This window comes from Paraburkholderia sp. BL9I2N2 (assembly GCF_004339745.1).
Classification (GTDB): domain Bacteria; phylum Pseudomonadota; class Gammaproteobacteria; order Burkholderiales; family Burkholderiaceae; genus Paraburkholderia.
This window is the reverse complement of sequence record NZ_SMGP01000001.1, coordinates 2,938,452-2,964,988: the sequence shown is the minus strand read 5'-3', so window position 1 is coordinate 2,964,988 and position 26,537 is coordinate 2,938,452. Positions and strand designations below refer to the sequence as shown.

Below are 26,537 nucleotides of genomic sequence, written 5' to 3'. Positions count from 1 at the left end.
GGCATTTTGTTTTTGCACGGTGCGCTTCATGTGATGCGCGCCGGCTGTTCTCCGCAGTGGCGTGCCGGTTCATGCGGCGGGAGCAGGCAGCAGTAATCAAGCAGTAGAGCAAGCAGTAAAGAAGAGATTCATGGCCGGGCTTCAGGGGCGGAGCTTTGTGTCATTCCAGCGGTTCGCGCGCGTACTCGACGTAGGGCGTGGTTCTCTGGAATGGCATAACACTACTCTTCCCATGCGGCGCCGGTCCTGGCGTTGCCGCGCCGCTTCTGGTCCGCGCGGCATTACGAAGAGGAAAAGCAATGACTATGTTCAATAAGATCGTCAAAGAATTTCAGTGGGGACAACATAAGGTTCGCCTCGAGACCGGCGAAATCGCTCGCCAGGCGAGCGGTGCCGTAATCGTCGACGTCGAAGATACCGTGGTGCTGGCCACCGTGGTCGGCGCCAAGACGGCCAAGCCGGGTCAGGACTTTTTCCCGCTGACCGTCGACTACCTCGAAAAGACTTACGCCGCCGGCAAGATCCCGGGTGGCTTCTTCCGCCGCGAAGGCCGTCCGTCGGAAGGCGAAACGCTGATCTCGCGCCTGATCGATCGTCCGCTGCGCCCGCTGTTCCCGGAAGGCTTCTACAACGAAGTCCAGGTTGTGATCCACGTCCTGTCGCTGAACCCCGAAATCCCCGCTGACATCCCCGCGCTGATCGGCGCGTCGGCGGCGCTCGCCGTGTCGGGTCTGCCGTTCAACGGCCCGGTCGGCGCAGCACGCGTGGCCTACATCAACAACGAATACGTGTTGAACCCGACGCGTCCGCAAATGAAGGAATCGGCGCTCGACCTGATCGTCGCCGGTACGGAACGCGCGGTGCTGATGGTGGAATCGGAAGCGCAGCAACTGAGCGAAGAAGTGATGCTCGGCGGCGTCGTGTTCGGCCACGAACAAATGCAGATCGCGATCGACGCAATCCACGAACTGGTCCGCGAAGGCGGCAAGCCGGAATGGGATTGGCAACCGGCGGCGAAGAACGAGCCGCTGATCGCACGCGTGACGGAACTGGCGCAAGCCGACCTGCTCGCGGCTTACCAACTGCGCGACAAGCAAGCCCGTTCGACCAAGCTGAAGGAAGTCTACGCAGCCACGTCGGCGAAGCTGGAAGAAGACGCCGCAGCAGGCGGCACGGTGGCGGCCGACAAGGCAACCGTCGGCAACGTGCTGTTCGACATCGAAGCGAAGATCGTCCGTACGCAGATCCTGAACGGCGAACCGCGTATCGACGGCCGCGACACGCGCACCGTGCGTCCGATCGAAATCCGTACCGGCGTGCTGCCGCGTACCCACGGTTCGGCACTGTTCACGCGCGGCGAAACGCAAGCGCTGGTGGTGGCCACGCTGGGCACGAAGGGCGACGAGCAGAACATCGACGCGCTCGAAGGCGAGTACCGCGAACGCTTCATGCTCCACTACAACATGCCTCCGTTCGCGACCGGCGAAACGGGCCGCGTCGGTTCGCCGAAGCGCCGTGAAATCGGTCACGGCCGTCTCGCCAAGCGCGCGCTGGCTGCCTGCCTGCCGAGCGCCGACGAATTCGGCTACTCGATTCGCGTCGTGTCGGAAATCACGGAATCGAACGGTTCCTCGTCGATGGCTTCGGTGTGCGGCGGCTGCCTCGCGCTGATGGACGCCGGCGTGCCGATGAAGGCGCACGTCGCCGGCATCGCCATGGGCCTGATCCTGGAAGGCAATAAGTTCGCCGTGCTGACCGACATCCTCGGCGACGAAGATCACCTCGGCGACATGGACTTCAAGGTGGCGGGCACGGAACAAGGCGTGACCGCGCTGCAGATGGACATCAAGATCCAGGGCATTACCAAGGAAATCATGCAGGTCGCCCTCGCGCAAGCGAAGGAAGGCCGTATGCACATCCTCGGCAAGATGACCTCGGCGGTGTCGGGCGCGAACACGGTGCTGTCGGACTACGCACCGCGCATGATCACCATCAAGATCAATCCGGAAAAGATTCGCGACGTGATCGGCAAGGGTGGTTCGGTGATCCGCGCGCTGACCGAAGAAACCGGCACGACGATCGATATTTCCGACGACGGCGTCGTCACCATCGCCAGCACGAGCAGCGAAGGGATGGCCGAAGCGAAGAAGCGTATCGAGAACATCACGCTGGAAGTCGAAGTGGGCCAGGTGTACGAAGGCACCGTGCTCAAGCTGCTCGATTTCGGCGCGATCGTGAACATCCTGCCGGGCAAGGATGGTCTGCTGCACATCTCCGAAATCGCCAACGAGCGTATCAAGGACATCAACGACTACCTGAAGGATGGCCAGCAAGTGAAGGTCAAGGTCATCCAGACGGACGAAAAGGGCCGCGTGCGTTTGTCGGCCAAGGCGTTGCTGAATGAAGGCGCGAATGGCGCAAGCGGCGCGCCGCAAGGCGAACCGACGCCGCAGTAATGCGGTAGCGGCACAACGGCCGGCAGCGTGAATGCGCGCCGGCCGTTTTTTATGAAGGGTGCAGGGTGGATTGCGTTGCAGGTGGACAGAAACGGGTACTCTATTTGTTCATTCCGGCATGCAACGCAATCCAATCTTGGAGTTGACGCAGATGAAAGCGATCGAAATCACCGAATTCGGAGCGCCGGACGTCCTGAAGCTGGCTGAGCGGCCCACGCCGCAGCCAAAAGCAGGCGAGGTGCTGATCAAGGTGGCCGCATCCGGCATCAACCGTCCGGACGTGTTCCAGCGCAAGGGCGGCTATGCGCCGCCGCCGGGCGCGTCGGATCTGCCGGGGCTGGAAGTGGCGGGTGAAATCGTCGAAGGGTCGATCGACGAGAAGAACAACCCGTTCGGTCTGAAGGTAGGCGATCGCGTGTGCGCGTTGCTGGCCGGCGGCGGCTACGCGGAATACGCGGTCGCGCCGCTGCTGCAGTGCCTGCCGGTGCCGGCCGGTTTGTCGGATGTCGAAGCGGCTTCGCTGCCGGAAACGTTCTTCACGGTGTGGAGCAATGTGTTCGACCGTGCGCAACTCGGCAAGGGCGAAGGCGCGCCGAACGAAACGCTGCTGGTGCAGGGCGGTTCCAGCGGCATCGGCGTGACGGCGATCCAGATTGCGCATGCGCTCGGCTTTCGCGTGTTCGCGACCGCTGGCTCGGACGAGAAGTGCCGCGCCTGTGAAGCGTTGGGCGCGGAGCGGGCGATCAACTACAAGACTGAGGATTTCGTCGAAGTGATCAAGTCGCTGACCAACGATCGCGGCGTCGACGTGGTGCTCGACATGGTGGCGGGCAGTTATGTGTCGCGCGAGCTGACGGCGTTGGCAGATGGTGGCCGCATCGTGCTGATCGCGTTGCTGGGTGGCGCGAAAGCGGAGCTCAATCTGAACGAGGTGCTGCGCCGCCGTTTGACGCTGACCGGTTCGACACTGCGTCCGAGGCCGATCGAATTCAAGGCGAAGATTGCCGCGCAGTTGAAAGAGCATGTCTGGCCGCATCTCGAAGACGGCCGCATCAAGCCGGTGGTGCATCGCGTGTTCCCGGCCGCGCAGGCTGCCGACGCGCACGCGCTGATGGAGAGCAGCACGCATGTCGGCAAGATCGTACTGTCTTGGGGTCAGGACGCTTGACACGGTCGGTTTGACCCGATCCACCCCACGCAGTAAAATTGCGCGTTTTGCGCACGCCGCATGAAACCGAAAGGCGGACTGTAAGCGCAAACAAAGTCCGCCGCCAAGACAAGACGAGACGATGTCGAAACAACGAGCCAAACTGGTAGTCGGTAACTGGAAGATGCACGGGCGCCTCGCCGAGAATGCCACGCTGTTGCAAGCCGTGGCGCAAGGCGCGGGCGAATTGCCGGCCGACGTGCGCGTCGGCGTCTGCGTGCCGAGTCCGTACCTCGCGCAGTCTCAATCGTTGCTGGAAGGCAGCCGGGTCGTGTGGGGCGTGCAGGACGTGTCAGCGTTCACGCATGGCGCCTATACCGGCGAAGTGGCCGCGCCGATGGTGGTGGATTTCGGCGCCACGCTCGCGATCGTCGGACACTCGGAACGCCGTGCCTATCATCGCGAAAGTGCTGAACTGGTCGCGGTGAAAACGCAGCGCGCGCTGGAAGCAGGCCTGACGCCGATCGTCTGTGTCGGCGAAACGCTTGAAGAGCGCGAAGCCGGTTCGACCGAGCAGGTGGTCGGCACGCAACTGGACGAAGTGCTGGCCAAGTTGTCGGTGCAAGAGGCGGCGCGGCTTGTCGTCGCGTATGAGCCGGTTTGGGCGATCGGCACCGGCAAGAGCGCAAGCTCGGAGCAGGCGCAGGCAGTCCATGCGTTCCTGCGTGCGCGTCTGGCGGCAAAGGGTGCGGCGGTGGCGGATGTGCCGCTGTTGTACGGCGGCAGTGTGAAACCGGAAAACGCGGAAGAATTGTTCCGCCAGCCGGATATCGACGGCGGCCTGATCGGCGGCGCGTCGTTGAAAGACCAGGATTTCCTGGCGATCTGCAAGGCGGCGGCCGCAACGAGCGTCGCCGGTTAAGCAGGGCGCCTTGGCGAGGATGACCCCATCCCGTGCAACACGCAGTGCGTGGCGCGGTTAAATAAAGACTCAGGTGAGTGTGATGCTGTATTTGAAAACATTGATTATCGTCGTTCAGCTGTTGTCGGCACTCGGGGTTATCGGCCTCGTCTTGCTGCAGCACGGCAAAGGCGCCGATATGGGCGCGGCTTTCGGTAGCGGTGCGTCGGGAAGCCTGTTCGGCGCGACTGGTTCGGCAAACTTTTTGTCGCGTACGACGGCGGTGCTCGCAGCGGTATTTTTTGTCACCACGCTGACGCTCACTTACCTCGGCGCGTATCGTGCGAAACCTTCTGCAGGCGTGCTGGGCGCGGCTGTGACTGCGCCGGTCGCGGCTTCGGCTGCCTCGGCGCCGGCAGGTGGCTCGGCTGTTTTGCCGGCATCGGCTGCGTCCGTCCCGGCGACCGACGTGCCGAAATAAATTTTCGTTCAAACGTGCTTTTGTGCGTTGAACAATCTGTTTAGACCAGTTACAATCTAAGTCTTGAAGCGATTCGCGGGTTTTATAAGTTGTTTTCCCGGATTGCATGCAGTGCCGACGTGGTGAAATTGGTAGACACGCTATCTTGAGGGGGTAGTGGCGAAAGCTGTGCGAGTTCGAGTCTCGCCGTCGGCACCAAAATGTTATCTAAATGCCAGCCGCTTGCTTCGCTTCGGCTGGCATTTTCACTTCTGACGTGCGGCTTGCGTTGGGCTTGCGGCATGTGCGTTTCGGAAGTGATTTCGCGTCAGGAGTGCTATGCTCCTGACGGCACTCAGAACCAACCGATTGAGGATAGTCTTGAACCTCGCAGCCTATTTCCCCGTCTTGTTGTTCCTCGTTGTGGGCACCGGTTTAGGCGTAGCACTGGTCAGTATCGGCAAGATCCTCGGTCCCAACAAGCCCGATACCGAGAAAAACGCACCGTACGAGTGCGGCTTCGAAGCATTCGAAGATGCGCGCATGAAGTTCGACGTGCGCTATTACCTCGTCGCCATTCTCTTCATCATTTTCGACCTTGAAACCGCGTTCCTGTTCCCGTGGGGCGTTGCTCTGCGCGACATCGGCTGGCCGGGCTTCATGGCAATGATGATTTTCCTGCTCGAATTCCTGCTGGGCTTCGCCTATATCTGGAAGAAGGGCGGCCTCGACTGGGAATGATGGATTAATCGCCGGTTTGCGTGGGTGGCCAAGGCTTGCCGCCCCGTCTGGAGTGGAAAGCAAATGAGTATCGAAGGGGTCTTGAAGGAAGGGTTTGTCACCACCACGGCTGACAAACTGATCAACTGGACGCGCACCGGCTCGCTGTGGCCGATGACGTTCGGTCTTGCGTGCTGCGCGGTCGAGATGATGCATGCGGGCGCTGCCCGTTACGACCTCGACCGTTTTGGCGTGGTGTTTCGTCCGAGTCCGCGTCAGTCGGACGTGATGATCGTCGCCGGTACGCTGTGCAACAAGATGGCGCCGGCTCTGCGCAAGGTCTACGACCAGATGGCCGAGCCGCGCTGGGTGATTTCGATGGGCTCGTGCGCGAACGGCGGCGGCTATTACCACTACTCGTATTCAGTGGTGCGCGGCTGTGACCGGATCGTGCCGGTCGACGTCTATGTGCCGGGTTGTCCGCCCACGGCGGAAGCGCTGGTGTACGGCGTGATCCAGTTACAGGCCAAGATTCGCCGCACCAACACAATCGCCCGTCAATAAGGCCAACGCCTCCCCCACAATATGGCAAGCAAACTCGAGACCCTGAAAGCGAACCTCGAGGCGGCCTTTGGCGGCCTCCTGCTGAACATCACCGAAGCAATCGGTGAGTTGACGATCGTCGTGAAGGCTGGCGACTACCTCAACGTGGCAACCCGTTTGCGCGACGACCGCTCGCTCGGTTTCGAGCAATGCGTGGATCTGTGCGGCGTCGACTATCAGACCTACGCCGACGGCGCTTACGACGGTCCGCGTTTCGCGGCCGTTCTGCATTTGTTGTCGGTGCAGAACAACTGGCGTCTGCGTCTGCGCGTGTTCGCACCGGACGACGAAGTGCCGATCCTGCCGTCTGTGGTCGAAATCTGGAATTCGGTCAACTGGTACGAGCGCGAAGCATTCGACCTGTACGGCATCGTCTTCGAAGGCCACCCGGACCTGCGCCGCATCCTGACCGACTACGGTTTCATTGGTCACCCGTTCCGTAAAGATTTCCCTGTCTCCGGCTACGTCGAAATGCGTTACGACCCGGAAGAGAAGCGCGTCGTCTATCAGCCTGTGACGATCGAGCCGCGGGAAATTACGCCGCGCGTGATCCGCGAAGATCGCTATGGCGGTCTGAAACACTAAGAGAACGCCATGGCAGAGATCAAGAACTACACGCTCAACTTCGGCCCTCAGCACCCGGCAGCGCACGGTGTGCTGCGCCTCGTGCTCGAACTCGACGGCGAAGTCATCCAGCGCGCCGATCCGCACATCGGCCTGCTGCATCGTGCGACTGAAAAGCTCGCCGAAACCAAAACATTCATCCAGTCGGTGCCGTACATGGACCGTCTCGACTACGTGTCGATGATGGTCAACGAGCACGGCTACGTGATGGCGATCGAAAAGCTGCTCGGCATCGAGGTGCCGGTACGCGCGCAATACATTCGCGTAATGTTCGACGAAGTCACGCGTGTGCTGAACCACCTGATGTGGATCGGCGCGCACGCGCTCGACGTCGGCGCCATGGCGGTGTTTCTGTACGCGTTCCGTGAACGCGAAGATTTGATGGACGTGTACGAAGCGGTGTCCGGCGCACGGATGCACGCGGCTTACTATCGTCCGGGCGGCGTCTATCGCGATCTGCCTGACGCAATGCCGCAATACAAGGCGTCGAAAATTCGCAATGCGAAGGCATTGTCGAGGATGAACGAGAACCGCCAGGGCTCGTTGCTCGACTTCATCGACGATTTCTTCACGCGTTTCCCGAAGTGCGTCGACGAATACGAAACGCTGCTCACCGACAACCGGATCTGGAAGCAACGTCTGGTCGGTATCGGTGTGGTCAGCCCGGAACGTGCGCTGAATCTCGGCATGACCGGCGCGATGCTGCGTGGCTCGGGCATCGAATGGGATCTGCGCAAGAAGCAGCCGTACGAAGTCTACGACAAGCTCGATTTCGACATTCCGGTCGGCGTGAATGGCGATTGCTATGACCGCTATCTGGTGCGTGTCGAAGAAATGCGCCAGTCCACACGGATCGTGAAACAGTGCATTGAGTGGCTGCGCAAGAATCCCGGCCCTGTGATGGTCGACAATCACAAGGTTGCGCCGCCGTCGCGCGTGGGCATGAAGTCGAACATGGAAGAGCTGATTCACCACTTCAAGCTCTTCACGGAAGGCTTCCACGTGCCGGAAGGCGAGGCGTATGCCGCGGTCGAGCATCCGAAGGGCGAGTTCGGCATCTATCTGATTTCGGACGGCGCCAACAAGCCGTATCGCCTGAAGATCCGCGCACCGGGCTACGCACACCTGTCCACGCTCGATGAAATGGCGCGCGGTCACATGATCGCCGACGCCGTGACGATCATCGGCACGCAGGACATCGTGTTCGGCGAAGTGGATCGCTAGGACGTATTCATCAGAGCGCGCCTTCAGATTGCATCGAAGCGCGCGTCAAGCAAAGGAACGCCGGGTCTGTCGCATCATGCAGCGCGCGACAGGTTTTCGTTCGGTAGGAATTGAAAGAGTCGTGTCTGAAAATGATCTCAGCTGAAGGCCTGAAAGAAATCGATCGCGCGATCGCGAAGTATCCCGCCGATCAGAAACAGTCCGCCGTGATGTCGGCGTTGGCTACTGCTCAGGAAGAGCATGGCTGGCTGACGCCCGAACTCATGCAGTTCGTCGCGGACTATCTCGGCATGCCGGCAGTCGCCGTGCAGGAGGTGGCTACCTTCTACACGATGTACGAGACCTCGCCGGTCGGCAAGTACAAGATCACGCTCTGCACCAACCTGCCGTGCCAGCTCGGCCCGGACGGCGGCTCGGACAGCGCCGCTGAATATCTGAAGCAGAAGCTCGGCATCGACTTCGGCGAAACCACGCCCGACGGCAAATTCACCCTGAAAGAAGGTGAGTGCATGGGTTCGTGCGGCGACGCGCCGGTGATGCTGGTGAACAACCATCGCATGTGCAGCTTCATGAGCCGCGCGAAGATCGACCAGCTGCTCGAGGAACTTTCGAAATGACGTCTTTACACGATCGTCACATCAAACCGCTGATTCTCGCCGGCCTGAACGGCGACAACTGGCATCTCGAAGACTATGTGGCGCGCGGCGGTTACGCCCAGCTGCGCCGTATTCTGGAAGAGAAGATTCCGCCCGAGCAGGTGATCGCCGACGTCAAGGCGTCGGGTCTGCGTGGCCGTGGCGGTGCGGGCTTCCCGACCGGCCTGAAGTGGAGCTTCATGCCGCGTCAGTTCCCCGGCCAGAAGTACCTCGTCTGCAATTCGGACGAAGGCGAACCGGGCACGTTCAAAGACCGCGACATCCTGCGCTTCAATCCGCATTCGCTGATCGAAGGCATGGCCATCGGCGCGTACGCGATGGGCATCACGGTTGGCTACAACTATATCCACGGCGAAATCTGGGAAGTCTACAAACGCTTTGAACAAGCGTTGGACGAAGCTCGCCGCGCCGGGTTCCTCGGCGAAAATATCATGGGCTCGGGCTTCTCATTCGAACTGCATGCGCACCACGGTTACGGTGCCTATATCTGCGGCGAAGAAACCGCGCTGCTCGAATCGCTGGAAGGCAAGAAAGGCCAGCCGCGCTTCAAGCCGCCGTTCCCGGCGAGCTTCGGCGTGTATGGCAAGCCGACCACGATCAACAACACCGAGACGTTCGCCGCAGTGCCGTTCCTGCTTGCGATCGGTCCGCAGAATTACCTCGAGATCGGCAAGCCGAATAACGGCGGCACGAAGATTTTCTCCGTCGCAGGCGACGTCGAGCGTCCGGGCAATTATGAAGTTCCGCTCGGCACGCCATTCGCCACGTTGATGGAACTCGCCGGCGGCATGCGCGGCGGCAAGAAGATCAAGGCCGTGATTCCCGGCGGCTCGTCGGCACCGGTGATTCCGGGCGACATCATGATGCAGACCGACATGGACTATGACTCGATCGCCAAGGCTGGCTCGATGCTCGGTTCGGGCGCGGTCATCGTCATGGACGAGACGCGCTGCATGGTGCGCTCGTTGTTGCGTCTGTCGTATTTCTATTACGAAGAATCGTGTGGTCAATGCACGCCTTGCCGCGAAGGCACGGGCTGGCTGTACCGCGTCGTGCATCGTATCGAGCATGGGCTCGGCCGTCCGGAAGATCTGGATCTGCTGAACTCGGTCGCTGAAAACATCATGGGCCGCACGATTTGCGCGCTCGGCGATGCAGCGGCCATGCCGGTTCGCGGCATGCTCAAGCACTACTGGGACGAATTCGAATACCACGTCGCCCACAAGCATTGCCTCGTCGGCGGTCATGCCGGCGCAGCAGCGGCGTCGGAAACCGTAGCGGCTTGAGTCTGCGGATAAACAAGCAGATAAGCACGCAGAAGAACATGCCATCCGCGGGGTTCATCGCCTGAAACAGGCGCTGAACAGGCGAACGATTGAGCGGTAACAGGTTAAGGAAGATTGACCATCATGGTTGAACTTGAAATAGACGGCAAGAAAGTCGAGGTGCCCGAAGGCAGCATGGTGATCCAGGCTGCGCATAAGGTCGACACATACATTCCTCACTTCTGCTATCACAAGAAGCTGTCGATTGCGGCCAACTGCCGGATGTGTCTGGTCGATGTCGAAAAGATGCCGAAGGCGGTGCCCGCATGCGCCACGCCGGTATCGGCCGGCATGATCGTGCGCACCAAGTCGGACAAGGCGGTGAAGGGCCAGCAAGCCGTGATGGAATTCCTGCTGATCAACCACCCGCTGGATTGCCCGATCTGCGATCAGGGCGGCGAGTGCCAGTTGCAGGATCTGGCCGTGGGTTACGGCAAGTCGGCATCGCGCTACAGCGAAGAAAAGCGCGTGGTGTTCCACAAGAACGTCGGCCCGCTGATCTCCATGGAAGAAATGTCGCGTTGCATCCACTGCACGCGTTGCGTCCGCTTCGGCCAGGAAGTGGCCGGCGTGATGGAGCTCGGCATGCTGGGCCGCGGCGAGCATTCGGAAATCACGTCGTTCGTCGGCAAGACGGTGGATTCGGAGCTGTCGGGCAACATGATCGATCTGTGCCCGGTCGGCGCACTGACCAGCAAGCCGTTCCGCTACAGCGCCCGTACGTGGGAATTGTCGCGCCGCAAGTCGGTGAGCCCGCACGATTCCGTCGGCGCGAACCTCGTGGTGCAGGTGAAGAACAATCGCGTGATGCGCGTTCTGCCGTTCGAAAACGAATCCATCAACGAATGCTGGATTTCGGACAAGGACCGCTTCTCGTACGAAGGCTTGAACAGCCCCGAGCGCCTGACTCAGCCGATGCTCAAGCAAGGCGGCAAGTGGGTCGAGACCGACTGGCAAACCGCGCTCGAATATGTGGTGAAGGGTTTGAAGGGCATCAAGGGCGACCACGGCGCGAACGCGCTGGCCGCACTCGGCAGCGCCCACAGCACGGTTGAAGAACTGTTCCTGTTGAAGCAACTGGCGCAAGCGGTCGGCACGCCCAACGTCGACTTCCGTCTGCGTCAGTCGGATTTCTCCGCACCGGTCAACGGTACGCCGTGGCTCGGCGCCGCTATCGCCGATCTGTCGAACGTCGACGCCGCACTCGTGATCGGCTCGGATCTGCGCCGCGATCATCCGTTGTTCGCCGCGCGTCTGCGTCAGGCTGCGAAGGGCGGCGCGAAGCTCACGCTCGTGCAGTCCACCAGCGACGACGCGCTGATCCCGCAAGCGGAGCGCGTTGTAGCAGCGCCGTCGGCATGGCTGGAAGCGCTGGCTGGCATCGCCGGCGCAGTGTCGGAAGCCAACGGCGTGGCACTGCCGGAAGCTTTCGCCGGCACGCAGCCGACGGACGCCAACAAGCGAGTCGCGAAGTCGCTTGCCACGGGCGAACGCCGCCTCGTGTTGCTGGGCAACAGCGCGGTCCGTCATCCGGATTTCGCGGTCATTCACGCCGCGGCGCAATGGATCGCGGACGCGACCGGCGCGACGCTGGGCTTCCTCACGGAAGCGGCCAACACGGTCGGCGCGCATCTCGTGAACGCGTTGCCGGGCGAGGGCGGTCTGAACGCTCGCGAAGTGTTCGAGCAACCGCGCAAGGGTTATGTGCTGCTGAACGTCGAACCGGAGTTCGACACGGCCAATCCGGCGCAGGCTTTGGCCGCGTTGAAGCAGGCTGAAATGGTCGTCGTGATGTCGCCGTTCCAGACCGGCGCGGAATACGCCGACGTGCTGCTGCCGATCGCTCCGTACACGGAAACTGCCGGCACATTCGTCAACGCCGAAGGCACGGTGCAGACGTTCAACGGCGTCGTGCGTCCGCTCGGCGATACGCGTCCGGCATGGAAGGTATTGCGTGTGCTGGGTAGCCTGCTGGGCGTGCCCGGTTTCGAATTCGACACCTCGGAAGAAGTGCGCACGGCTGCCCTCGGCGACGGCGAACTGACGTCGCGTCTGTCGAACAAGACGGGCGTCGCGGTTGCGCGCGGCAATGCGGCGAAAGCGTCGGAAGGCAAATTCGAGCGTATTGCGAACGTGCCGATCTACCACGCCGACGCGCTGGTGCGTCGCGCTGAGTCGTTGCATCTGACCGCAGCGGCACGTGCAGCGAACTCGGTCGGTCTGCCGGCTGGGCTGTTCGACAAACTGGGTTTGAAGGAAGGCGACGCGGTGCGCGTGCGCCAGGGCGAGCAATCGGTGCAGTTGCCGGCCGTGCGCGACGCAAATCTTGCGGAGACGGTCGTCCGCGTATCGGCGGCTACGCCTGCCGGTGCAGCGCTGGGCAGCCTGTTCGGTGAACTGGTGGTGGAGAAGGCGTAAATGAGCTTGTTCGATACGATCAACTCGGGCGGCACCCAGCTTCTCGGTGTGGCATGGCCCACGGTGTGGGCACTGGTGCGCATCCTGGTGGTGGCCGTCGTGATCCTGCTGTGCGTGGCTTACCTGATTCTGTGGGAGCGTAAGCTGATCGGCTGGATGCACGTGCGTCTCGGCCCGAACCGCGTCGGCCCCGCAGGTCTCTTGCAGCCGATCGCCGACGTGCTGAAGCTGTTGCTGAAAGAAGTGATTCAGCCGGCGCAGGCGAGCCGCTGGATCTACCTGATCGCGCCGATCATGGTGGTGGTGCCGGCCTTCGCGGTCTGGGCGGTGATTCCGTTCCAGGCGGGCGCTGTGCTCGGCGACATCAACGCGGGTCTGCTGTACGCGATGGCGATCTCCTCGATCGGCGTGTACGGCGTGATTCTGGCGGGTTGGGCGTCGAACTCGAAGTACGCGTTCCTCGGCGCGATGCGCGCCGCGGCGCAGATGGTCTCGTACGAAATCTCGATGGGCTTCGCGCTCGTGGTCGTGCTGATGACCGCTGGCACGCTGAATCTGTCGGGCATCGTCGCTTCGCAGGAACATGGCATCTTCGCGTCGTACGGCTTGAACTTCCTGTCGTGGAACTGGCTTCCGCTGCTGCCGATGTTCGTCGTGTACTTCATCTCGGGCATCGCCGAAACGAACCGTCACCCGTTCGACGTGGTGGAAGGGGAGTCGGAAATCGTCGCGGGCCACATGATCGATTACTCGGGTATGGCGTTCGCGCTGTTCTTCCTTGCCGAGTACATCAACATGATCGTGATCTCGGCATTGGCTGCAACACTGTTCCTCGGCGGCTGGAGCGCACCGTTCGGCTTCCTGTCGTTCGTCCCGGGCATCGTATGGCTCGTCGCCAAGGTTTTCTTCCTGTTGTCGGTGTTCATCTGGGCGCGTGCCACATTCCCGCGCTATCGCTATGACCAGATCATGCGTCTGGGCTGGAAGATCTTCATTCCGGTCTGCGTGGTGTGGCTGGTGGTGGTCGGCTTCTGGATCATGTCGCCGTTGAACATCTGGAAATAAAGGGCGGATGAACCCATGACCGCAATCCAAAACTTTTTCAAGACCTTCTTCCTCACGGAACTGCTCAAAGGCCTCGCGCTGACCGGACGTTATACGTTCCAGCGCAAGGTGACCGTGCAATTCCCGGAAGAGAAGACCCCGATCTCGCCGCGTTTCCGCGGGCTGCACGCGCTGCGCCGCTATGAAAACGGCGAAGAGCGCTGCATCGCCTGCAAGCTGTGCGAAGCAGTGTGCCCGGCGCTCGCCATCACCATCGAGTCGGAAACGCGCGCGGACAACACCCGCCGCACGACGCGCTATGACATCGACCTGACCAAGTGCATCTTCTGCGGTTTCTGCGAAGAGAGCTGCCCGGTCGATTCGATCGTCGAAACGCACATTCTCGAGTATCACGGCGAGAAGCGTGGCGACCTGTACTTCACGAAAGACATGCTGCTGGCCGTGGGCGATCGCTATGAAGCGGAGATCGCCGCGAACAAGGCAGCCGACGCACCGTATCGTTGAAGCGCTTCAGTTAAAGCAGTAAATGCAGCAATCACGGCCTGTTGTCGGGCCGGGCGCCGCGGCCTGAACGCCGCGGCACGGCGCACCTGTGCGGCTGTTCTGGCGTTATGCCAGCCACAAGTGCCAAAGAACAATGCCTGACGATGGCCTAACGATGAACCGGTAATCATGGAATTCACGACCGTACTGTTCTACATCTTCGCGCTGCTCCTGGTGGTTTCAGGGCTGAAGGTGATCACCTCGCGCAACCCGGTGTCGTCCGCACTGTTTCTGGTGCTGGCGTTCTTCAACGCAGCCGCGATCTGGATGCTGCTGCAGGCCGAGTTCCTTGCGATCCTGCTGGTGCTGGTCTACGTCGGCGCGGTGATGGTGCTGTTCCTGTTCGTCGTGATGATGCTGGACATCAACATCGACGTGCTGCGCAAAGACTTCAAACGCTTCGTGCCAATGGCCACGTTGGTGGGCGCGATCATCGTGATCGAAACCGCACTGATTCTCTGGCACGGTTACGGCGCGACCGCCACGGCGCTGCGCGACACCACCGCCGCCGCGAACGGCATGGGCGACTGGTCGAATACGCGCCTGATCGGCAAGGTCATCTACACCGACTACATCTTTGCGTTCGAAGTGGCCGGTCTGGTGCTGCTGGTGGCGATCATCGCGGCGATTGCGCTGACCACGAGCCACAAGAAAGACAGCAAACGTCAGAACGTCAGCGAGCAGGTCAAGGTGCGTGCCCAAGACCGTGTGCGCGTCGTGAAGATGGCGTCGGAAAAGACCGCGGCAACCGTCGCGGCGGAAGAAGCCGCAGCAGCGGCAGCAGCAGCGGCCGACTCGGCACCGGCTAAGAACAGCTGAGCGGACAGGAGATAGAAATCATGTTGACCCTTGCCCATTACCTTGTCCTCGGCGCGATCCTGTTTGCGATCAGCATCGTCGGCATTTTCCTGAACCGTCGCAACGTCATCATCATCCTGATGGCGATCGAACTGATGCTGCTGGCGGTGAACACCAATTTCGTCGCGTTCTCGCATTACCTCGGGGACGTGCATGGTCAGATCTTCGTCTTCTTCGTGCTGACGGTTGCGGCAGCCGAAGCGGCGATCGGACTCGCAATTCTGGTGACCCTGTTCCGTAGCCTCGACACGATCAATGTCGAGGACCTCGATCAGCTCAAAGGTTAATTTCAGGTAAAGCGGTTATGTCAACGACACTCAATGAAAACCTGCTGCTGGCGATCCCGCTGGCACCGCTGGCTGGCTCCCTGATTGCGGGGCTGTTCGGGAAAGCGGTAGGGCGAGCCGGTGCACACACGGTTACGATCCTCGGCGTCGCGATCGCGTTCATCCTCTCGTCAATCGTCTACTTCCAGGTGATGGACGGCGCGAGCTTCAACGCGACCGTCTACGAATGGATGTCGATCGGCAAGACGAAGTTCGAGATCGGCTTCCTGGTCGACTCGCTGACGGCGATGATGATGTGCGTGGTGACCTTCGTGTCGCTCATGGTGCACATCTACACGATCGGCTACATGGCCGACGACGATGGCTACCAGCGCTTCTTCTCGTACATCGCGCTGTTCACGTTCTCGATGCTGATGCTCGTGATGAGCAACAACTTCCTGCAGCTGTTCTTCGGCTGGGAAGCGGTGGGTCTGGTGTCGTACCTGCTGATCGGCTTCTACTTCACGCGTGAGAGCGCGATCTACGCGAACATGAAGGCGTTCATCGTGAACCGCATCGGCGACTTCGGGTTCCTGCTCGGCATCGGCCTGCTGTTCGCTTTCGCCGGTTCGATGAACTACGGCGACGTTTTCGCGAAGCGCACCGAACTCGCGGCGTTGAGCTTTCCGGGCACGGACTGGGGTCTGCTGACGGTCGCCTGCATCTGCCTCTTCATCGGCGCGATGGGTAAGTCGGCGCAGTTCCCTCTGCACGTCTGGCTGCCGGATTCGATGGAAGGCCCGACGCCGATCTCCGCGCTGATTCACGCGGCAACCATGGTGACGGCCGGTATCTTCATGGTCGCGCGCATGTCGCCGCTGTTCGAATTGTCGGATAGCGCGCTGTCGTTCATTACCGTAATTGGTGCGATTACAGCGTTGTTCATGGGCTTTCTCGGGATCGTCCAGAACGACATCAAACGCGTGGTGGCTTACTCGACGTTGTCGCAGCTCGGTTACATGACGGTTGCACTGGGCGTGTCGGCATACCCGGTTGCCATCTTCCACCTGATGACGCACGCGTTCTTCAAGGCGCTGCTGTTCCTCGGCGCGGGTTCGGTGATCATCGGCATGCACCACGATCAGGACATGCGCAACATGGGCGGCCTGCGCAAGTACATGCCGATTACGTGGATCACGTCGCTGGTCGGTTCGCTGGCGCTGATCGGTACGCCGTTCTTCTCGGGCTTCTACTCGAAAGACTCGATCATCGACGCAGTGAAGCTGTCGCATCTGCCGGGCTCGGGCTTCGCGTACTTCGCCGTGGTGGCGAGCGTCTTCGTGACCGCGCTGTATTCGTTCCGTATGTACTTCATGGTGTTCCACGGCAAGGAGCGCTTCCGCGATCCGAAGCATCCGGAATCGCCGATGGGCATCGAAGCCGCAGCGCATGCACATGACGCGCACGGCCACGATTCGCATGGTCACGATTCACATGGCCACGGCCATGGTCACGACGACCACGCTCACGAACCGCACGAAACGCCGTGGGTGGTGTGGCTGCCGCTGGTGCTGCTGGCGATCCCCTCGGTGGTGATCGGTGCGATCGCCATCGGCCCGATGCTGTTCGGCGACTTCTTCCAGCACGGCGTGGCGTTCGACAAGGTGATCTTCATCGGCGAAAACCATCCGGCGCTGCATGAGATGGCCGAAGAGTTTCAGGGCTGGGCGGCGATGGGTCTGCACTCGGTCGCGGGTCTGCCGGTCTGGCTGGCGCTCGCGGGTGTGGTGGTCGCGTGGTTCCTGTATCTGGTTCGTCCGGATCTGCCCGCTGTCATCAAGCGCGCGTTCGGTCCGATCTACACGCTGCTCGATAACAAGTACTACATGGACAAGATCAACGAAGTCGTGTTTGCGCGGGGCGCCGTGGCAATTGGCCGTGGTCTCTGGAAGGAAGGCGACGTCGTGGTGATCGACGGCATCGTCAACGGCAGCGCACGCTTTATCGGCTGGTTCGCCGGCGTGATCCGCTTCCTCCAATCCGGCTACATCTACCACTACGCGTTTGCCATGATTGTCGGCATGTTGGGGCTCCTGACCCTGTTTGTAACGCTCGGCGGCAAATAAGGCGAGGGACACTAATGCACGCTTATCCGATTCTCAGTATTGCGATCTGGTTGCCGATCCTCGTCGGCCTCCTGGTCCTGGCCATTGGTTCCGACCAGAACCCGGCTCCCGCGCGCTGGATTGCGCTGATCGGTTCGGTCGTCAGCTTCCTCGTGACGATCCCGCTGATTACCGGTTTTGATTCGAGCACCGCCGATCTGCAGTTCGTCGAAAAGGCGAACTGGATCGAGCGCTTCAATATCACGTATCACCTGGGTGTCGACGGCATCTCGATGTGGTTCGTCGTGTTGACCGCATTGATCACGGTGATCGTCGTGATCGCCGCGTGGGAAGTGATCACCAGGAACGTGGGGCAGTACCTGGCCGCGTTCCTGATCCTGTCGGGCATCATGGTCGGCGTGTTCAGCGCGGCCGACGGCATGCTGTTCTACGTGTTCTTCGAAGCGACGCTGATTCCGATGTACATCATCATCGGCGTGTGGGGCGGGGCGAATCGCGTGTACGCGGCGTTCAAGTTCTTCCTGTACACGCTGATGGGCTCGCTGCTGATGCTGGTCGCGTTGCTGTACCTGTACGTCGAGACCGGCACGTTCGACCTCGCCACGTGGCAGCATGCGCAGATCGCCATGACGCCACAGGTGCTGCTATTCATAGCGTTCTTCCTGGCCTTCGCCGTGAAGGTGCCGATGTGGCCGGTTCACACGTGGTTGCCTGACGCCCACGTGGAAGCGCCGACCGGCGGCTCAGTCGTGCTGGCCGCGATCATGCTGAAGCTGGGCGCATACGGTTTCCTGCGCTTTTCCTTGCCGATCACGCCGGACGCCAGCCACTTTCTGGCGCCGGTCGTCGTCACGCTGTCGCTGATCGCGGTGATCTACATCGGCCTGGTCGCGATGGTGCAGACGGACATGAAGAAGCTGGTCGCGTATTCGTCAATCGCGCACATGGGTTTCGTGACGCTCGGCTTCTTCATCTTCAACCAGCTCGGCGTGGAAGGCGGGATCGTGCAGATGATCTCGCACGGCTTCGTGTCGGGCGCGATGTTCCTGAGCATCGGCGTGCTGTACGACCGTATGCATTCGCGTCAGATCTCCGATTACGGCGGTGTCGTCAACGTGATGCCGAAGTTCGCGGCGTTCGTCATGCTGTTCTCCATGGCGAATTGCGGCCTGCCGGGCACCTCCGGTTTCGTCGGTGAGTTCATGGTGATCCTGGCTGCAGTCCAGTACAACTTCTGGATCGCGGGCGGCGCGGCAGTCACGCTGATTCTCGGCGCGGCCTACACGCTGTGGATGTACAAGCGCGTGTACTTCGGCGCGATCGCCAACGATCACGTGAAGGGCCTGCTCGACATCAACCGTCGCGAATTTTTCATGCTGGCAGTGCTTGCCGCACTGACGCTGTTCATGGGCCTGTATCCGAAGCCCTTTACCGATGTGATGCACGTATCCGTGGAAAACCTCCTCGCCCACGTTGCGCAGTCAAAGCTGCCGTTGCCTCAGTAACGCCGAGCGAGGAATTAAAGACCATGCAAAACGCCCCTATGACTGCTCTGTTGCCCGACGCGCTGCTGATGCTCGCGGTTGTCGTCGCGTGGCTCAACGACACGTTCGTCGGCCAGGCCGGTCGCCGTACCACGTACTTCATCGCGTTCTTCTCGTCGCTGGTCGCCGGCGTCTGGTTCGCAATGAACGCGTTCGACCCGCAAGTGCGCTACTACTTCGGCCACATGTACGTGGTGGACTCGTTCGCCAACGTGATGAAAGCGGTGGTGACGCTCGGCTACGCGGTGTCGATCGTCTATTCGCGACGTTACCTCGAAGATCGCGGGCTGTTCCGCGGCGAGTTCTTCCTGCTGGGCATGTTCTCGTTGCTCGGCCAACTCGTCATGATCTCGGGCAACAACTTCCTGACGCTGTATCTCGGCCTGGAACTGATGTCGCTGTCGCTGTACGGTGTGATTGCCCTGCGTCGTGACGCAGCGCCGTCGAACGAAGCGGCCATGAAGTACTACGTGCTCGGCGCGCTGGCTTCCGGCTTCCTGTTGTACGGTATTTCCATGTTGTACGGTGCGACCGGTTCGCTCGACCTGAACGAAGTGTTCAAGGCGATCGGCACGAGCCACTACGACCCGAGCGTGCTGCTGTTCGGCGTGATCTTCATCGTGGCGGGCGTGGCGTTCAAGATGGGCGCGGTGCCGTTCCACATGTGGGTGCCCGATGTCTATCAAGGCGCACCGACGGCAATGACTCTGCTGGTCGGCGGCGGTCCGAAGGTTGCTGCGTTTGCCTGGGGTCTGCGCTTTCTCGTAATGGGTCTGCTGCCGCTCGCGGTCGAATGGCAGGAAATGCTGGTGATCCTCGCGGCGCTGTCGCTGATCGTCGGCAACATCACCGGTATCGTGCAACGCAACGTCAAGCGGATGCTCGCGTACTCGGCGATCTCGAACATGGGTTTCGTGTTGCTGGGTCTGCTGGCCGGCGTGGTTGATCACAAGACCACGGGTGCGGCCAACGCGTACGGCTCGGCCATGTACTACAGCATCGTCTACCTGATCACGACGATGGGCACGTTCGGCGTCATCATGCTGCTGGCGCGCCGCGATTTCGAAGCGGACACGCTCGAGGACTTCAAGGGCCTGAATCAACGCAGCCCGGTGTTCGCGTTCGTGATGATGATCATGATGTTCTCGCTCGCCGGCATTCCGCCCGCGGTCGGCTTCTACGCGAAGCTCGCGGTGCTGCAGGCCACCATGAATGCCGGTTTGACCTGGCTGACGGTGCTGGCCGTGATTACCTCGTTGTTCGGCGCGTTCTACTACCTGCGTATCGTCAAGCTGATGTATTTCGACGATCCGCAAGACAAGTCGCCCATCCTCGCCGACACCAGCACGCGTGCTTTGCTCGCGTTCAACGGTGTGGCCGTGCTGGTGCTCGGTATCGTGCCGGATCCGCTGTTGAAGGCCTGCCTGCAGGCGATCCAGCACACGCTGCTGCTCTGATGTCGGCAGCGGGTTGGTTTATCGTGCTGTTGGCGCTGGTCGGCGCCAACCTGCCGTTCCTGAATCAACGCCTCTTCGCCGCCGTGCCGTTGAAAGCGGTGAAGAAAAGCGCCTGGATCCGGATAGCCGAATTGATCGTGCTGTACTTCGTAATCGGCGCGCTCGGTTTTCTGCTGGAAGCGCGCGCGGGTAACCGCTTCGAACAGGGTTGGCAGTTCTACGCCATCACGTTCGCGCTCTTCGTGGTGTTCGCGTTCCCTGGCTTCACCTTCCAGTATCTCGTCAAACGCCGCTGACGGCGTCTCGCCGTCGGCGCACCATGTCCCCAAGGTCCGCATATGGCTGAACTTCCCGATCACGACGCCGCGCTTACCGAGACCTGTCTCGAGAGCAAAACGATCCATCAAGGGCCGTTTCTGACGCTCAAGTGCGACACCGTTCGTCTGCCGGACGGCAAGCACGCCACGCGCGAATATGTTCAGCATTCCGGCGCCGTGATGGTGATTCCATTATTCGACGACGGCCGCGTGCTGCTGGAAAGCCAGTATCGCTATCCGATGGGCAAGGTCATGGTCGAGTATCCGGCCGGCAAGCTCGATCCGAACGAAGGCGCGTTGGCCTGCGCGAAACGTGAGTTGCGGGAAGAGACGGGTTATACCGCGCGCGAGTACGTTTATCTGACGCGCATTCACCCGATCATTTCCTATTCGACCGAATTCATCGACATCTACCTCGCGCGCGGTTTGACCGCCGGTGAGCGCAAGCTCGACGAAGGCGAATTTCTCGAACTGTTCACGGCGACAGTGCCTGAGATGTCCGAGTGGGTGCGCACCGGCAAGGTCACTGATGTGAAGACGGTGATTGGCACATTCTGGCTGGAGAAGGTGTTGTCGGGTGCGTGGCCGTTGGCGAAGCCGGAATAACGTCGGTAGCGAAGAAGCTGCGCGCCGCTTCGGAAGTCTGAGAAAAGCCCCTGCCGGTCTAAGACCGGCAGGGGCTTTGTCATTGCAGGTTGCGAAATCTCTGCAACCGCGTGTGTGTTTGCCGGCGCCTTGAAATGTGTCCTTTGTCTTATGCCATCCGACAGACTCGTCGCACAGCCGCCGTCGCTCTAGTATCGACTTTTGAGAGCGGGCACCACGATTTGTTTATTTCGGATAGCGAAGTTGTGGGGACTCTCGATTCTTTCGAGTGGCGATCAGGTTGTCATTTGACAACCTGATCGCCACTCGCTAAATTGGAGGACATTAGATGGTTCGAGGAACCCACTCTAAGAAAGAGGTCGAAGCGGCGTTGGCGTATGCCGAAAGAAATGGCTGGCGTGTTCAGGGCGGCGGCAAAGGTCACGCCTGGGGAAAAATGTACTGTCCTGATAAAGACGCGGAGTGTCGGTGCGGCGAGTTCTGCATATCGAGCGTCTGGAGCACACCGAAGAATCCCGGCAACCACGCCCGAAATCTGCGGCGCATCGTCGACAACTGTACGGCTCGCCGGTAGCAGAAGCGTTCTGTTGGCGAAAGCCTTGGGCTGAACGAAGGCAGGAGTAACTTATGGAATATGTGTTCACCTTGAAGTACCGGCTCGCGGCGCAAGACTGCGATCTTGACGCGATCGTCGAGCGTCTGGGCGAGGCCGGGTGCGACGATGCGACCGTCGGCGTCGGGCAACCGGGCCGCATCGCGCTGTTTTTTACGCGCGAAGGCGAGTCCGCATTCGAGGCGCTGGTCAGTGCTCTGCAGGACATCAAGCGCGTGGTGCCGACAGCACGTCTCGTCGAGGCGGGTCCCGATTTTGTCGGCCTCACCGACGTCGCCGAAGTCGCTGGTGTGTCGCGGCAAAACATGCGCAAGCTGATGCTGAGCCACGCAATTGATTTTCCGCCGCCGGTCCACGAGGGCAGTGCATCGGTATGGCATCTGTCGGACATCCTTGATTGGCTCGCGGCGCGCGGCGGTTATGAAATCAAGGCAGACGTGTTCGACATCGCGAGAGCGGTCAAACAGATCAACCTCGCTAAAGAGGCACGCGAGCTCGAACCGCAGCTTGGTCGTCAACTGGAATGTCTCGTGGCATAGAAGCAGCGCGGCGGCCAGCGTGCGAAGGCGCGCAGACGTTTGTGACCGGCAAGCCCATTTGCCTTCCGGAACACCTTCGGCAGGCGTTTGCGCAAAGCGTTAAAATCGCCCACCGCGTCCGAATTGTCAGCAACCTCCGGCGTCGGCGCCCTCGTCCGTAAATTTTTACGAACGACCGTTCACAAATTTCCGTTTTGCGCTAAACTGGCACGCAAGCCCTGATTCCACATGAAGGTCCTCGATTTACAGTGTCCGCATGGCCATCGGTTCGAAGGCTGGTTCGCTTCGGCTGATGACTTTGAATCGCAGCAGTCCCGCAAGCTCGTCGAATGTCCGATCTGCGGCGCGAACGAGGTGAGCCGTTTGCCGTCGGCGCCGCGCCTGAACCTGTCGGGTGCGACCGAAACGAAAGCGCCAGCGGGCGCAGGGGAAATGCAGGCGCGTGTGATGCGTGCCTTGCGCGAGGTACTGGAAAAGACCGAGAACGTGGGCGACCGCTTCGCCGAGGAAGCACGGCGCATTCACTACAATGAAGCGCCTGCACGCAATATTCGCGGTGTCACGACACCGGAAGACGCGAGAGCCTTGGTCGAAGAAGGCATCGAAGTGATGCCGCTACCGGTCCCGGCTGCCTTGAAGGAACCGCTGCAATAGCGCAGTGGCTCACTGGCGGCGGGTGGTGGCGGCCAGGAGACACGACGCATGAATCTGGACTATTCTGCGGCTGATAACGCGTTCCGCGCGGACATCCGCGCCTGGCTCGAAGCGAATCTGCCTCGCGAACTGAGCGACAAAGTACTCAATCACAAGCGTCTGGCTCGCGAAGACTTCGCAGGCTGGCACAAGCTGCTCGGCACGCGCGGCTGGTCGGCGATCGCGTGGCCGAAAGAATATGGCGGCCCGGGCTGGGACGCGACTCAGCGGCACATCTGGGACGAAGAGTGTGCGCGTATCGGCGCGCCGTCCGTGCTGCCTTTCGGTGTCTCCATGGTGGCGCCCGTGTTGATGAAGTACGGCAACGAGGCGCAGAAGCGCCATTATTTGCCGCGCATTCTCGACGGCACGGACTGGTGGTGCCAGGGCTATTCCGAGCCGGGCTCGGGTTCCGATCTGGCCTCGCTGCGCACACGCGCCGAGCGCGTCGGCGACCATTACGTGGTCAACGGTCAGAAAACATGGACCACGCTCGGCCAGTACGCCGACATGATGTTCTGCCTCGTGCGCACGGACAGCGGTGCCAAAAAGCAGGAGGGCATCTCGTTCCTGCTGATCGACATGAAAACGCCGGGCATCACTGTGCGGCCGATCATTACGCTCGACGAAGACCACGAAGTCAACGAAGTCTTTTTCGAAGACGTGAAGGTGCCGGTCGAGAATCTGGTCGGCGAAGAAAATCGCGGCTGGACTTATGCGAAGTATCTGCTCGGCCACGAGCGCACAGGCATCGCGCGGGTCGGCCAGTCGAAGCGCGAACTCGTTTTCCTGAAACGGCTTGCATTGAATCAGAAAAAGAACGGCAAGCCGCTGCTGCAAGACCCGGTTTTCGCCGCGAAAGTCGCGAGCCTCGAGATCGAGTTGATGGCGCTCGAAGTCACCGTGCAACGCGTGGTCGCGAATGAAACCAGTGGACGTGGACCGGGACCGGAAGCGTCGATGCTGAAGATCAAGGGCACGGAAGTGCAGCAAGCGCTGACCGAACTGATGTTCGAAGCGGTCGGCCCACTCGCCGCACCGTTCGACGTACCGTTCCTCGAAGGCGAACGCGAACACAGCGTGGCCGGCGACGACGATGCCGCGCCCTTGGCCGCGTACTACTTCAACTTCCGCAAGACGTCGATTTACGGCGGCTCGAACGAAATTCAAAAGAACATCATCGCGCAGATGATTCTCGGACTTTGAGGAGCGGCGCATGGACTTCACTTTCAACGACGAACAACAGCAATTCGCCGACGCGCTGCGCCGCTATCTGGACAAAAGCTACGGGTTCGAAGCGCGCCAGGCGATCGTGAGATCGGAAACCGGCGTGTCGGACGCGCATTGGGCCGCGTTTGCCGAACTGGGCCTGACAGCGTTGCCGGTGCCGGAAGCGCAAGGCGGCTTCAACGGCGGCCCGATCGACATGCTGGTGGTCATGCAGGAACTCGGTCGCGCGCTGGTCGTCGAGCCTTATTGGGCGACTGCGGTCGGCATCGAGGCGTTGCGCCTCGCGGGTAGCGATCAGGGCGAAGACGCGTCGCTGCTCGAACGCGCGGCTCAAGGCGAGATCAAACTGGCGGTGGCATTTCACGAACCGAACGCACGCTACGACCTGTTCGCGGTCGAGACAACCGCAAGCGGCCACGGCGAGCAGTTGACACTGACCGGCACGAAGTCTGTGGTGCAGCATGGCGCGCAAGCGGATCACTGGATCGTGCCGGCCCGGCTGAACGGCGAGATCGCGCTTTTCGTCGTGGCGCGCAATGCGGCGGGCGTCAAGATCGCGGACTACCGCACGATCGACGGCCAGCGTGCCGCCACACTCGAATTCAACGGCACGCCCGCGCGCCGGCTTGCCGGCCAACACGCCGGCGCGGCCGCGCTCGAACATATCGCGGATTACGGCACGGTGCTGTTGTGCGCCGAGGCGATCGGCGCGCTGGATGCCTTGAACCTCGCCACCGTCGACTACACCAAGACGCGCCAGCAGTTCGGCCAGCCGATCGCGCGGTTTCAAGCGTTGCAGCACCGTATGGTCGAGATGCTGATTCACGCCGAACAGGCGCGTTCTGTCACGTATCTGGCCGCGATGCGCTACCCGAGCACGGATGCGGACGAACGTCGCCGCGCGGTTTCCGCCGCGAAGGCGCGGGTCGGTCAGGCCGCGCGGTTCGTCGGCCAACAGGCGGTTCAGTTGCACGGCGGCATGGGCGTCACGAACGAAGTGGCCGCGGCGCATCTGTTCAAGCGGCTTGCAATCATCGAAACCACATTGGGCGATGTCGATCACCATCTCGCGCGGTTCGCCACGCTACCCGGCTTCGTGACTGCCGAAGCCTGATCAGACATTCGAATCGGATACAAGGAGGTGCGGCGATGGGTTTGAGTTACGAGGACTTGATAGTCGGCACGAGCGTCGAAATCGGCAAGCATACGTTCACGCGCGAAGAGATCGTCGAGTTTGCACAGAAGTTCGATCCGCAGCCGTTTCATCTGGATGAAGCCGCGGCTGCCGAATCGCCGTTCCGCGGCTTGGTGGCGAGTGGCTGGCATACCTGTTCGGTCATGATGGGCATGCTGGTCCGTAACGCGTTCGCGGGTTCCACGTCGATGGGCTCGCCCGGTATCGACGAAATCCGCTGGTTGAAGCCGGTGCGTGTCGGGGACACGATCACCATGATCAACGCCGTGCTCGACAAGCGCGTCTCGGAGAGCAAGCCGGATCGAGGTATCGTGTCGACGCAGTGGGAGGGCATCAATCAGCATGGCGAAACCGTGATCACGGTGCGCTCGAAGGGACTGTTCGGCCTGCGCAATCCGGGCGCTGCGTCATGACGGGCAGCGCGGCGCCTGCCGCCGCAACGTTGGGCAGCGCCACGGCCTTGGGCGCGTTGGTGGGCGCCGAGCCGCTCGTGAGCGAATGGCTGACGGTGGATCAGGCGAGCGTCGATCGTTTCGCCGAAGCGACTGGCGATCATCAATGGATTCACGTCGACCCGGAGCGGGCGCGGCGCGAGTCACCGTTCGGCGGTCCTGTGGCGCACGGTTTCCTGACGCTGTCGTTGATCCCGGCACTGCTCGGTAAGACGGTGGCACTCGAGCAGCGCATGGGCGTCAATTACGGCTTGAATCGCGTGCGGTTTACGTCGCCGGTGCCGGTCGGCTCACAGTTGCGCGCGAAGTTCGCGGTCGAGTCCGTGACCGAAGTCGAAAACAACGGTGTGCAAGTGGTGTGGAATGTGACGCTGGAGCGGCAGGGCAGTGAGCGGCCTGTGTGTGTCGCGGAGTTCATCACGCGGCATTATTTCTAGCGTTGCAGCGGGCGCATGCAAGGCAAAACAAGCGCGAGCGGCATTCATGCCGGCTCGCGCTT

27 protein-coding genes and 1 tRNA gene are annotated in these 26,537 nt (G+C 61.1%); all 28 read left to right on the top strand.

Annotated features, from left to right (window positions below; translation table 11 throughout):
* Positions 1-299 precede the first annotated feature (299 nt).
* The 28 genes from pnp to B0G74_RS13525 all read left to right on the top strand — a co-directional run bounded on the left by pnp (position 300) and on the right by B0G74_RS13525 (position 26,475).
* A complete protein-coding gene (gene pnp / locus B0G74_RS13660) occupies positions 300-2,456 on the top strand; it encodes a polyribonucleotide nucleotidyltransferase (RefSeq protein WP_207915644.1) in 2,157 nt (718 codons plus the stop codon).
* Positions 2,457-2,607: 151 nt separating this feature from the next.
* Complete coding sequence (locus B0G74_RS13655; protein ID WP_132375256.1) at positions 2,608-3,624, top strand: NAD(P)H-quinone oxidoreductase; 1,017 nt, start codon at positions 2,608-2,610, stop codon at positions 3,622-3,624.
* Between the two features lie 121 nt (positions 3,625-3,745).
* Positions 3,746-4,525, top strand: a complete 780-nt coding sequence (tpiA, locus tag B0G74_RS13650) for a triose-phosphate isomerase (protein WP_106306759.1) — start codon at positions 3,746-3,748, stop codon at positions 4,523-4,525.
* An 82-nt stretch (positions 4,526-4,607) separates the two neighbouring features.
* Complete coding sequence (gene secG / locus B0G74_RS13645) at positions 4,608-4,985, top strand: preprotein translocase subunit SecG (protein WP_095419939.1); 378 nt, start codon at positions 4,608-4,610, stop codon at positions 4,983-4,985.
* Between the two features lie 113 nt (positions 4,986-5,098).
* Positions 5,099-5,183, top strand: a tRNA-Leu gene (locus B0G74_RS13640).
* A gap of 162 nt (positions 5,184-5,345) precedes the next feature.
* Complete coding sequence (locus B0G74_RS13635; RefSeq protein WP_013339872.1) at positions 5,346-5,705, top strand: NADH-quinone oxidoreductase subunit A; 360 nt, start codon at positions 5,346-5,348, stop codon at positions 5,703-5,705.
* 63 nt (positions 5,706-5,768) lie between these two features.
* The gene (locus B0G74_RS13630; protein ID WP_006052903.1) at positions 5,769-6,248 is read left to right on the top strand and encodes an NADH-quinone oxidoreductase subunit B; all 480 of its coding nucleotides are present in this window, start codon (positions 5,769-5,771) and stop codon (positions 6,246-6,248) included.
* Positions 6,249-6,269: 21 nt separating this feature from the next.
* Positions 6,270-6,872 (top strand): NADH-quinone oxidoreductase subunit C, encoded by a 603-nt coding sequence (locus B0G74_RS13625; protein ID WP_132375255.1) that lies wholly within the window; start codon positions 6,270-6,272, stop codon positions 6,870-6,872.
* Between the two features lie 9 nt (positions 6,873-6,881).
* On the top strand, positions 6,882-8,135 hold the full coding sequence (locus B0G74_RS13620) for an NADH-quinone oxidoreductase subunit D (RefSeq protein WP_132375254.1): 1,254 nt from the start codon (positions 6,882-6,884) through the stop codon (positions 8,133-8,135).
* Positions 8,136-8,266: 131 nt separating this feature from the next.
* Positions 8,267-8,752: an NADH-quinone oxidoreductase subunit NuoE gene (gene nuoE / locus B0G74_RS13615; protein ID WP_106280364.1), complete on the top strand. Its 486-nt coding sequence runs from the start codon at positions 8,267-8,269 to the stop codon at positions 8,750-8,752.
* Positions 8,749-10,077 (top strand): NADH-quinone oxidoreductase subunit NuoF, encoded by a 1,329-nt coding sequence (gene nuoF, locus B0G74_RS13610; protein ID WP_132375253.1) that lies wholly within the window; start codon positions 8,749-8,751, stop codon positions 10,075-10,077. Before nuoE ends, nuoF begins: the two co-directional genes overlap by 4 nt.
* Before the next feature lie 123 nt (positions 10,078-10,200).
* Entirely contained in the window at positions 10,201-12,534 is a 2,334-nt protein-coding gene (nuoG, locus tag B0G74_RS13605; RefSeq protein WP_132375252.1) for an NADH-quinone oxidoreductase subunit NuoG, read from the top strand.
* The gene (nuoH, locus tag B0G74_RS13600; protein WP_106280370.1) at positions 12,535-13,599 is read left to right on the top strand and encodes an NADH-quinone oxidoreductase subunit NuoH; all 1,065 of its coding nucleotides are present in this window, start codon (positions 12,535-12,537) and stop codon (positions 13,597-13,599) included. It abuts the gene before it with no gap.
* Positions 13,600-13,614: 15 nt separating this feature from the next.
* Complete coding sequence (gene nuoI / locus B0G74_RS13595; RefSeq protein WP_012432383.1) at positions 13,615-14,103, top strand: NADH-quinone oxidoreductase subunit NuoI; 489 nt, start codon at positions 13,615-13,617, stop codon at positions 14,101-14,103.
* A gap of 168 nt (positions 14,104-14,271) precedes the next feature.
* The gene (locus B0G74_RS13590; RefSeq protein WP_028196947.1) at positions 14,272-14,961 is read left to right on the top strand and encodes an NADH-quinone oxidoreductase subunit J; all 690 of its coding nucleotides are present in this window, start codon (positions 14,272-14,274) and stop codon (positions 14,959-14,961) included.
* 20 nt (positions 14,962-14,981) lie between these two features.
* Complete coding sequence (gene nuoK, locus B0G74_RS13585) at positions 14,982-15,287, top strand: NADH-quinone oxidoreductase subunit NuoK (RefSeq protein WP_006052894.1); 306 nt, start codon at positions 14,982-14,984, stop codon at positions 15,285-15,287.
* A 17-nt stretch (positions 15,288-15,304) separates the two neighbouring features.
* Positions 15,305-17,392, top strand: a complete 2,088-nt coding sequence (gene nuoL / locus B0G74_RS13580; RefSeq protein WP_132375251.1) for an NADH-quinone oxidoreductase subunit L — start codon at positions 15,305-15,307, stop codon at positions 17,390-17,392.
* A gap of 14 nt (positions 17,393-17,406) precedes the next feature.
* The gene (locus tag B0G74_RS13575; protein WP_132375250.1) at positions 17,407-18,897 is read left to right on the top strand and encodes an NADH-quinone oxidoreductase subunit M; all 1,491 of its coding nucleotides are present in this window, start codon (positions 17,407-17,409) and stop codon (positions 18,895-18,897) included.
* A 23-nt stretch (positions 18,898-18,920) separates the two neighbouring features.
* The gene (gene nuoN, locus B0G74_RS13570) at positions 18,921-20,393 is read left to right on the top strand and encodes an NADH-quinone oxidoreductase subunit NuoN (RefSeq protein ID WP_132375249.1); all 1,473 of its coding nucleotides are present in this window, start codon (positions 18,921-18,923) and stop codon (positions 20,391-20,393) included.
* Positions 20,393-20,689 (top strand): DUF2818 family protein, encoded by a 297-nt coding sequence (locus B0G74_RS13565; RefSeq protein ID WP_132375248.1) that lies wholly within the window; start codon positions 20,393-20,395, stop codon positions 20,687-20,689. Before nuoN ends, B0G74_RS13565 begins: the two co-directional genes overlap by 1 nt.
* A 42-nt stretch (positions 20,690-20,731) precedes the next feature.
* On the top strand, positions 20,732-21,316 hold the full coding sequence (locus tag B0G74_RS13560) for an NUDIX hydrolase (RefSeq protein ID WP_132375247.1): 585 nt from the start codon (positions 20,732-20,734) through the stop codon (positions 21,314-21,316).
* A 328-nt stretch (positions 21,317-21,644) separates the two neighbouring features.
* Complete coding sequence (locus B0G74_RS46585; protein WP_132375246.1) at positions 21,645-21,890, top strand: hypothetical protein; 246 nt, start codon at positions 21,645-21,647, stop codon at positions 21,888-21,890.
* Between the two features lie 53 nt (positions 21,891-21,943).
* Complete coding sequence (locus tag B0G74_RS13550) at positions 21,944-22,468, top strand: DNA-binding protein (RefSeq protein ID WP_132375245.1); 525 nt, start codon at positions 21,944-21,946, stop codon at positions 22,466-22,468.
* A gap of 228 nt (positions 22,469-22,696) precedes the next feature.
* On the top strand, positions 22,697-23,122 hold the full coding sequence (locus tag B0G74_RS13545; RefSeq protein WP_132375244.1) for a DUF1178 family protein: 426 nt from the start codon (positions 22,697-22,699) through the stop codon (positions 23,120-23,122).
* A 48-nt stretch (positions 23,123-23,170) separates the two neighbouring features.
* Positions 23,171-24,367, top strand: coding sequence for an acyl-CoA dehydrogenase family protein (locus B0G74_RS13540; protein WP_132375243.1), 1,197 nt, complete (start codon positions 23,171-23,173; stop codon positions 24,365-24,367).
* A gap of 10 nt (positions 24,368-24,377) precedes the next feature.
* Positions 24,378-25,505, top strand: coding sequence for an acyl-CoA dehydrogenase (locus tag B0G74_RS13535; protein WP_132375242.1), 1,128 nt, complete (start codon positions 24,378-24,380; stop codon positions 25,503-25,505).
* Positions 25,506-25,540: 35 nt separating this feature from the next.
* The gene (locus tag B0G74_RS13530; protein WP_132375241.1) at positions 25,541-25,999 is read left to right on the top strand and encodes a MaoC family dehydratase; all 459 of its coding nucleotides are present in this window, start codon (positions 25,541-25,543) and stop codon (positions 25,997-25,999) included.
* A complete protein-coding gene (locus B0G74_RS13525; RefSeq protein WP_132375240.1) occupies positions 25,996-26,475 on the top strand; it encodes a MaoC family dehydratase in 480 nt (159 codons plus the stop codon). Before B0G74_RS13530 ends, B0G74_RS13525 begins: the two co-directional genes overlap by 4 nt.
* The last annotated feature ends 62 nt before the right edge of the window (positions 26,476-26,537 follow it).

Excerpts from the sequence above, each read along its gene's own strand:
- B0G74_RS13565 (WP_132375248.1), top strand. The coding sequence starts at position 20,393 with ATGTCGGCAGCGGGTTGGTTTATCGTGCTGTTGGCGCTGGTCGGCGCC.
- B0G74_RS13525 (WP_132375240.1), top strand. The coding sequence starts at position 25,996 with ATGACGGGCAGCGCGGCGCCTGCCGCCGCAACGTTGGGCAGCGCCACG.
- nuoK (WP_006052894.1), top strand. The coding sequence starts at position 14,982 with ATGTTGACCCTTGCCCATTACCTTGTCCTCGGCGCGATCCTGTTTGCG.
- B0G74_RS13545 (WP_132375244.1), top strand. The coding sequence starts at position 22,697 with ATGAAGGTCCTCGATTTACAGTGTCCGCATGGCCATCGGTTCGAAGGC.
- B0G74_RS46585 (WP_132375246.1), top strand. The coding sequence starts at position 21,645 with ATGGTTCGAGGAACCCACTCTAAGAAAGAGGTCGAAGCGGCGTTGGCG.
- B0G74_RS13560 (WP_132375247.1), top strand. The coding sequence starts at position 20,732 with ATGGCTGAACTTCCCGATCACGACGCCGCGCTTACCGAGACCTGTCTC.
- nuoG (WP_132375252.1), top strand. The coding sequence starts at position 10,201 with ATGGTTGAACTTGAAATAGACGGCAAGAAAGTCGAGGTGCCCGAAGGC.
- B0G74_RS13575 (WP_132375250.1), top strand. The coding sequence starts at position 17,407 with ATGCACGCTTATCCGATTCTCAGTATTGCGATCTGGTTGCCGATCCTC.
- nuoI (WP_012432383.1), top strand. The coding sequence starts at position 13,615 with ATGACCGCAATCCAAAACTTTTTCAAGACCTTCTTCCTCACGGAACTG.
- B0G74_RS13535 (WP_132375242.1), top strand. The coding sequence starts at position 24,378 with ATGGACTTCACTTTCAACGACGAACAACAGCAATTCGCCGACGCGCTG.
- nuoL (WP_132375251.1), top strand. The coding sequence starts at position 15,305 with ATGTCAACGACACTCAATGAAAACCTGCTGCTGGCGATCCCGCTGGCA.
- B0G74_RS13655 (WP_132375256.1), top strand. The coding sequence starts at position 2,608 with ATGAAAGCGATCGAAATCACCGAATTCGGAGCGCCGGACGTCCTGAAG.
- B0G74_RS13540 (WP_132375243.1), top strand. The coding sequence starts at position 23,171 with ATGAATCTGGACTATTCTGCGGCTGATAACGCGTTCCGCGCGGACATC.
- B0G74_RS13590 (WP_028196947.1), top strand. The coding sequence starts at position 14,272 with ATGGAATTCACGACCGTACTGTTCTACATCTTCGCGCTGCTCCTGGTG.
- B0G74_RS13620 (WP_132375254.1), top strand. The coding sequence starts at position 6,882 with ATGGCAGAGATCAAGAACTACACGCTCAACTTCGGCCCTCAGCACCCG.
- secG (WP_095419939.1), top strand. The coding sequence starts at position 4,608 with ATGCTGTATTTGAAAACATTGATTATCGTCGTTCAGCTGTTGTCGGCA.
- B0G74_RS13630 (WP_006052903.1), top strand. The coding sequence starts at position 5,769 with ATGAGTATCGAAGGGGTCTTGAAGGAAGGGTTTGTCACCACCACGGCT.
- tpiA (WP_106306759.1), top strand. The coding sequence starts at position 3,746 with ATGTCGAAACAACGAGCCAAACTGGTAGTCGGTAACTGGAAGATGCAC.
- nuoE (WP_106280364.1), top strand. The coding sequence starts at position 8,267 with ATGATCTCAGCTGAAGGCCTGAAAGAAATCGATCGCGCGATCGCGAAG.
- B0G74_RS13625 (WP_132375255.1), top strand. The coding sequence starts at position 6,270 with ATGGCAAGCAAACTCGAGACCCTGAAAGCGAACCTCGAGGCGGCCTTT.
- nuoH (WP_106280370.1), top strand. The coding sequence starts at position 12,535 with ATGAGCTTGTTCGATACGATCAACTCGGGCGGCACCCAGCTTCTCGGT.
- B0G74_RS13530 (WP_132375241.1), top strand. The coding sequence starts at position 25,541 with ATGGGTTTGAGTTACGAGGACTTGATAGTCGGCACGAGCGTCGAAATC.
- nuoF (WP_132375253.1), top strand. The coding sequence starts at position 8,749 with ATGACGTCTTTACACGATCGTCACATCAAACCGCTGATTCTCGCCGGC.
- pnp (WP_207915644.1), top strand. The coding sequence starts at position 300 with ATGACTATGTTCAATAAGATCGTCAAAGAATTTCAGTGGGGACAACAT.
- B0G74_RS13550 (WP_132375245.1), top strand. The coding sequence starts at position 21,944 with ATGGAATATGTGTTCACCTTGAAGTACCGGCTCGCGGCGCAAGACTGC.
- nuoN (WP_132375249.1), top strand. The coding sequence starts at position 18,921 with ATGCAAAACGCCCCTATGACTGCTCTGTTGCCCGACGCGCTGCTGATG.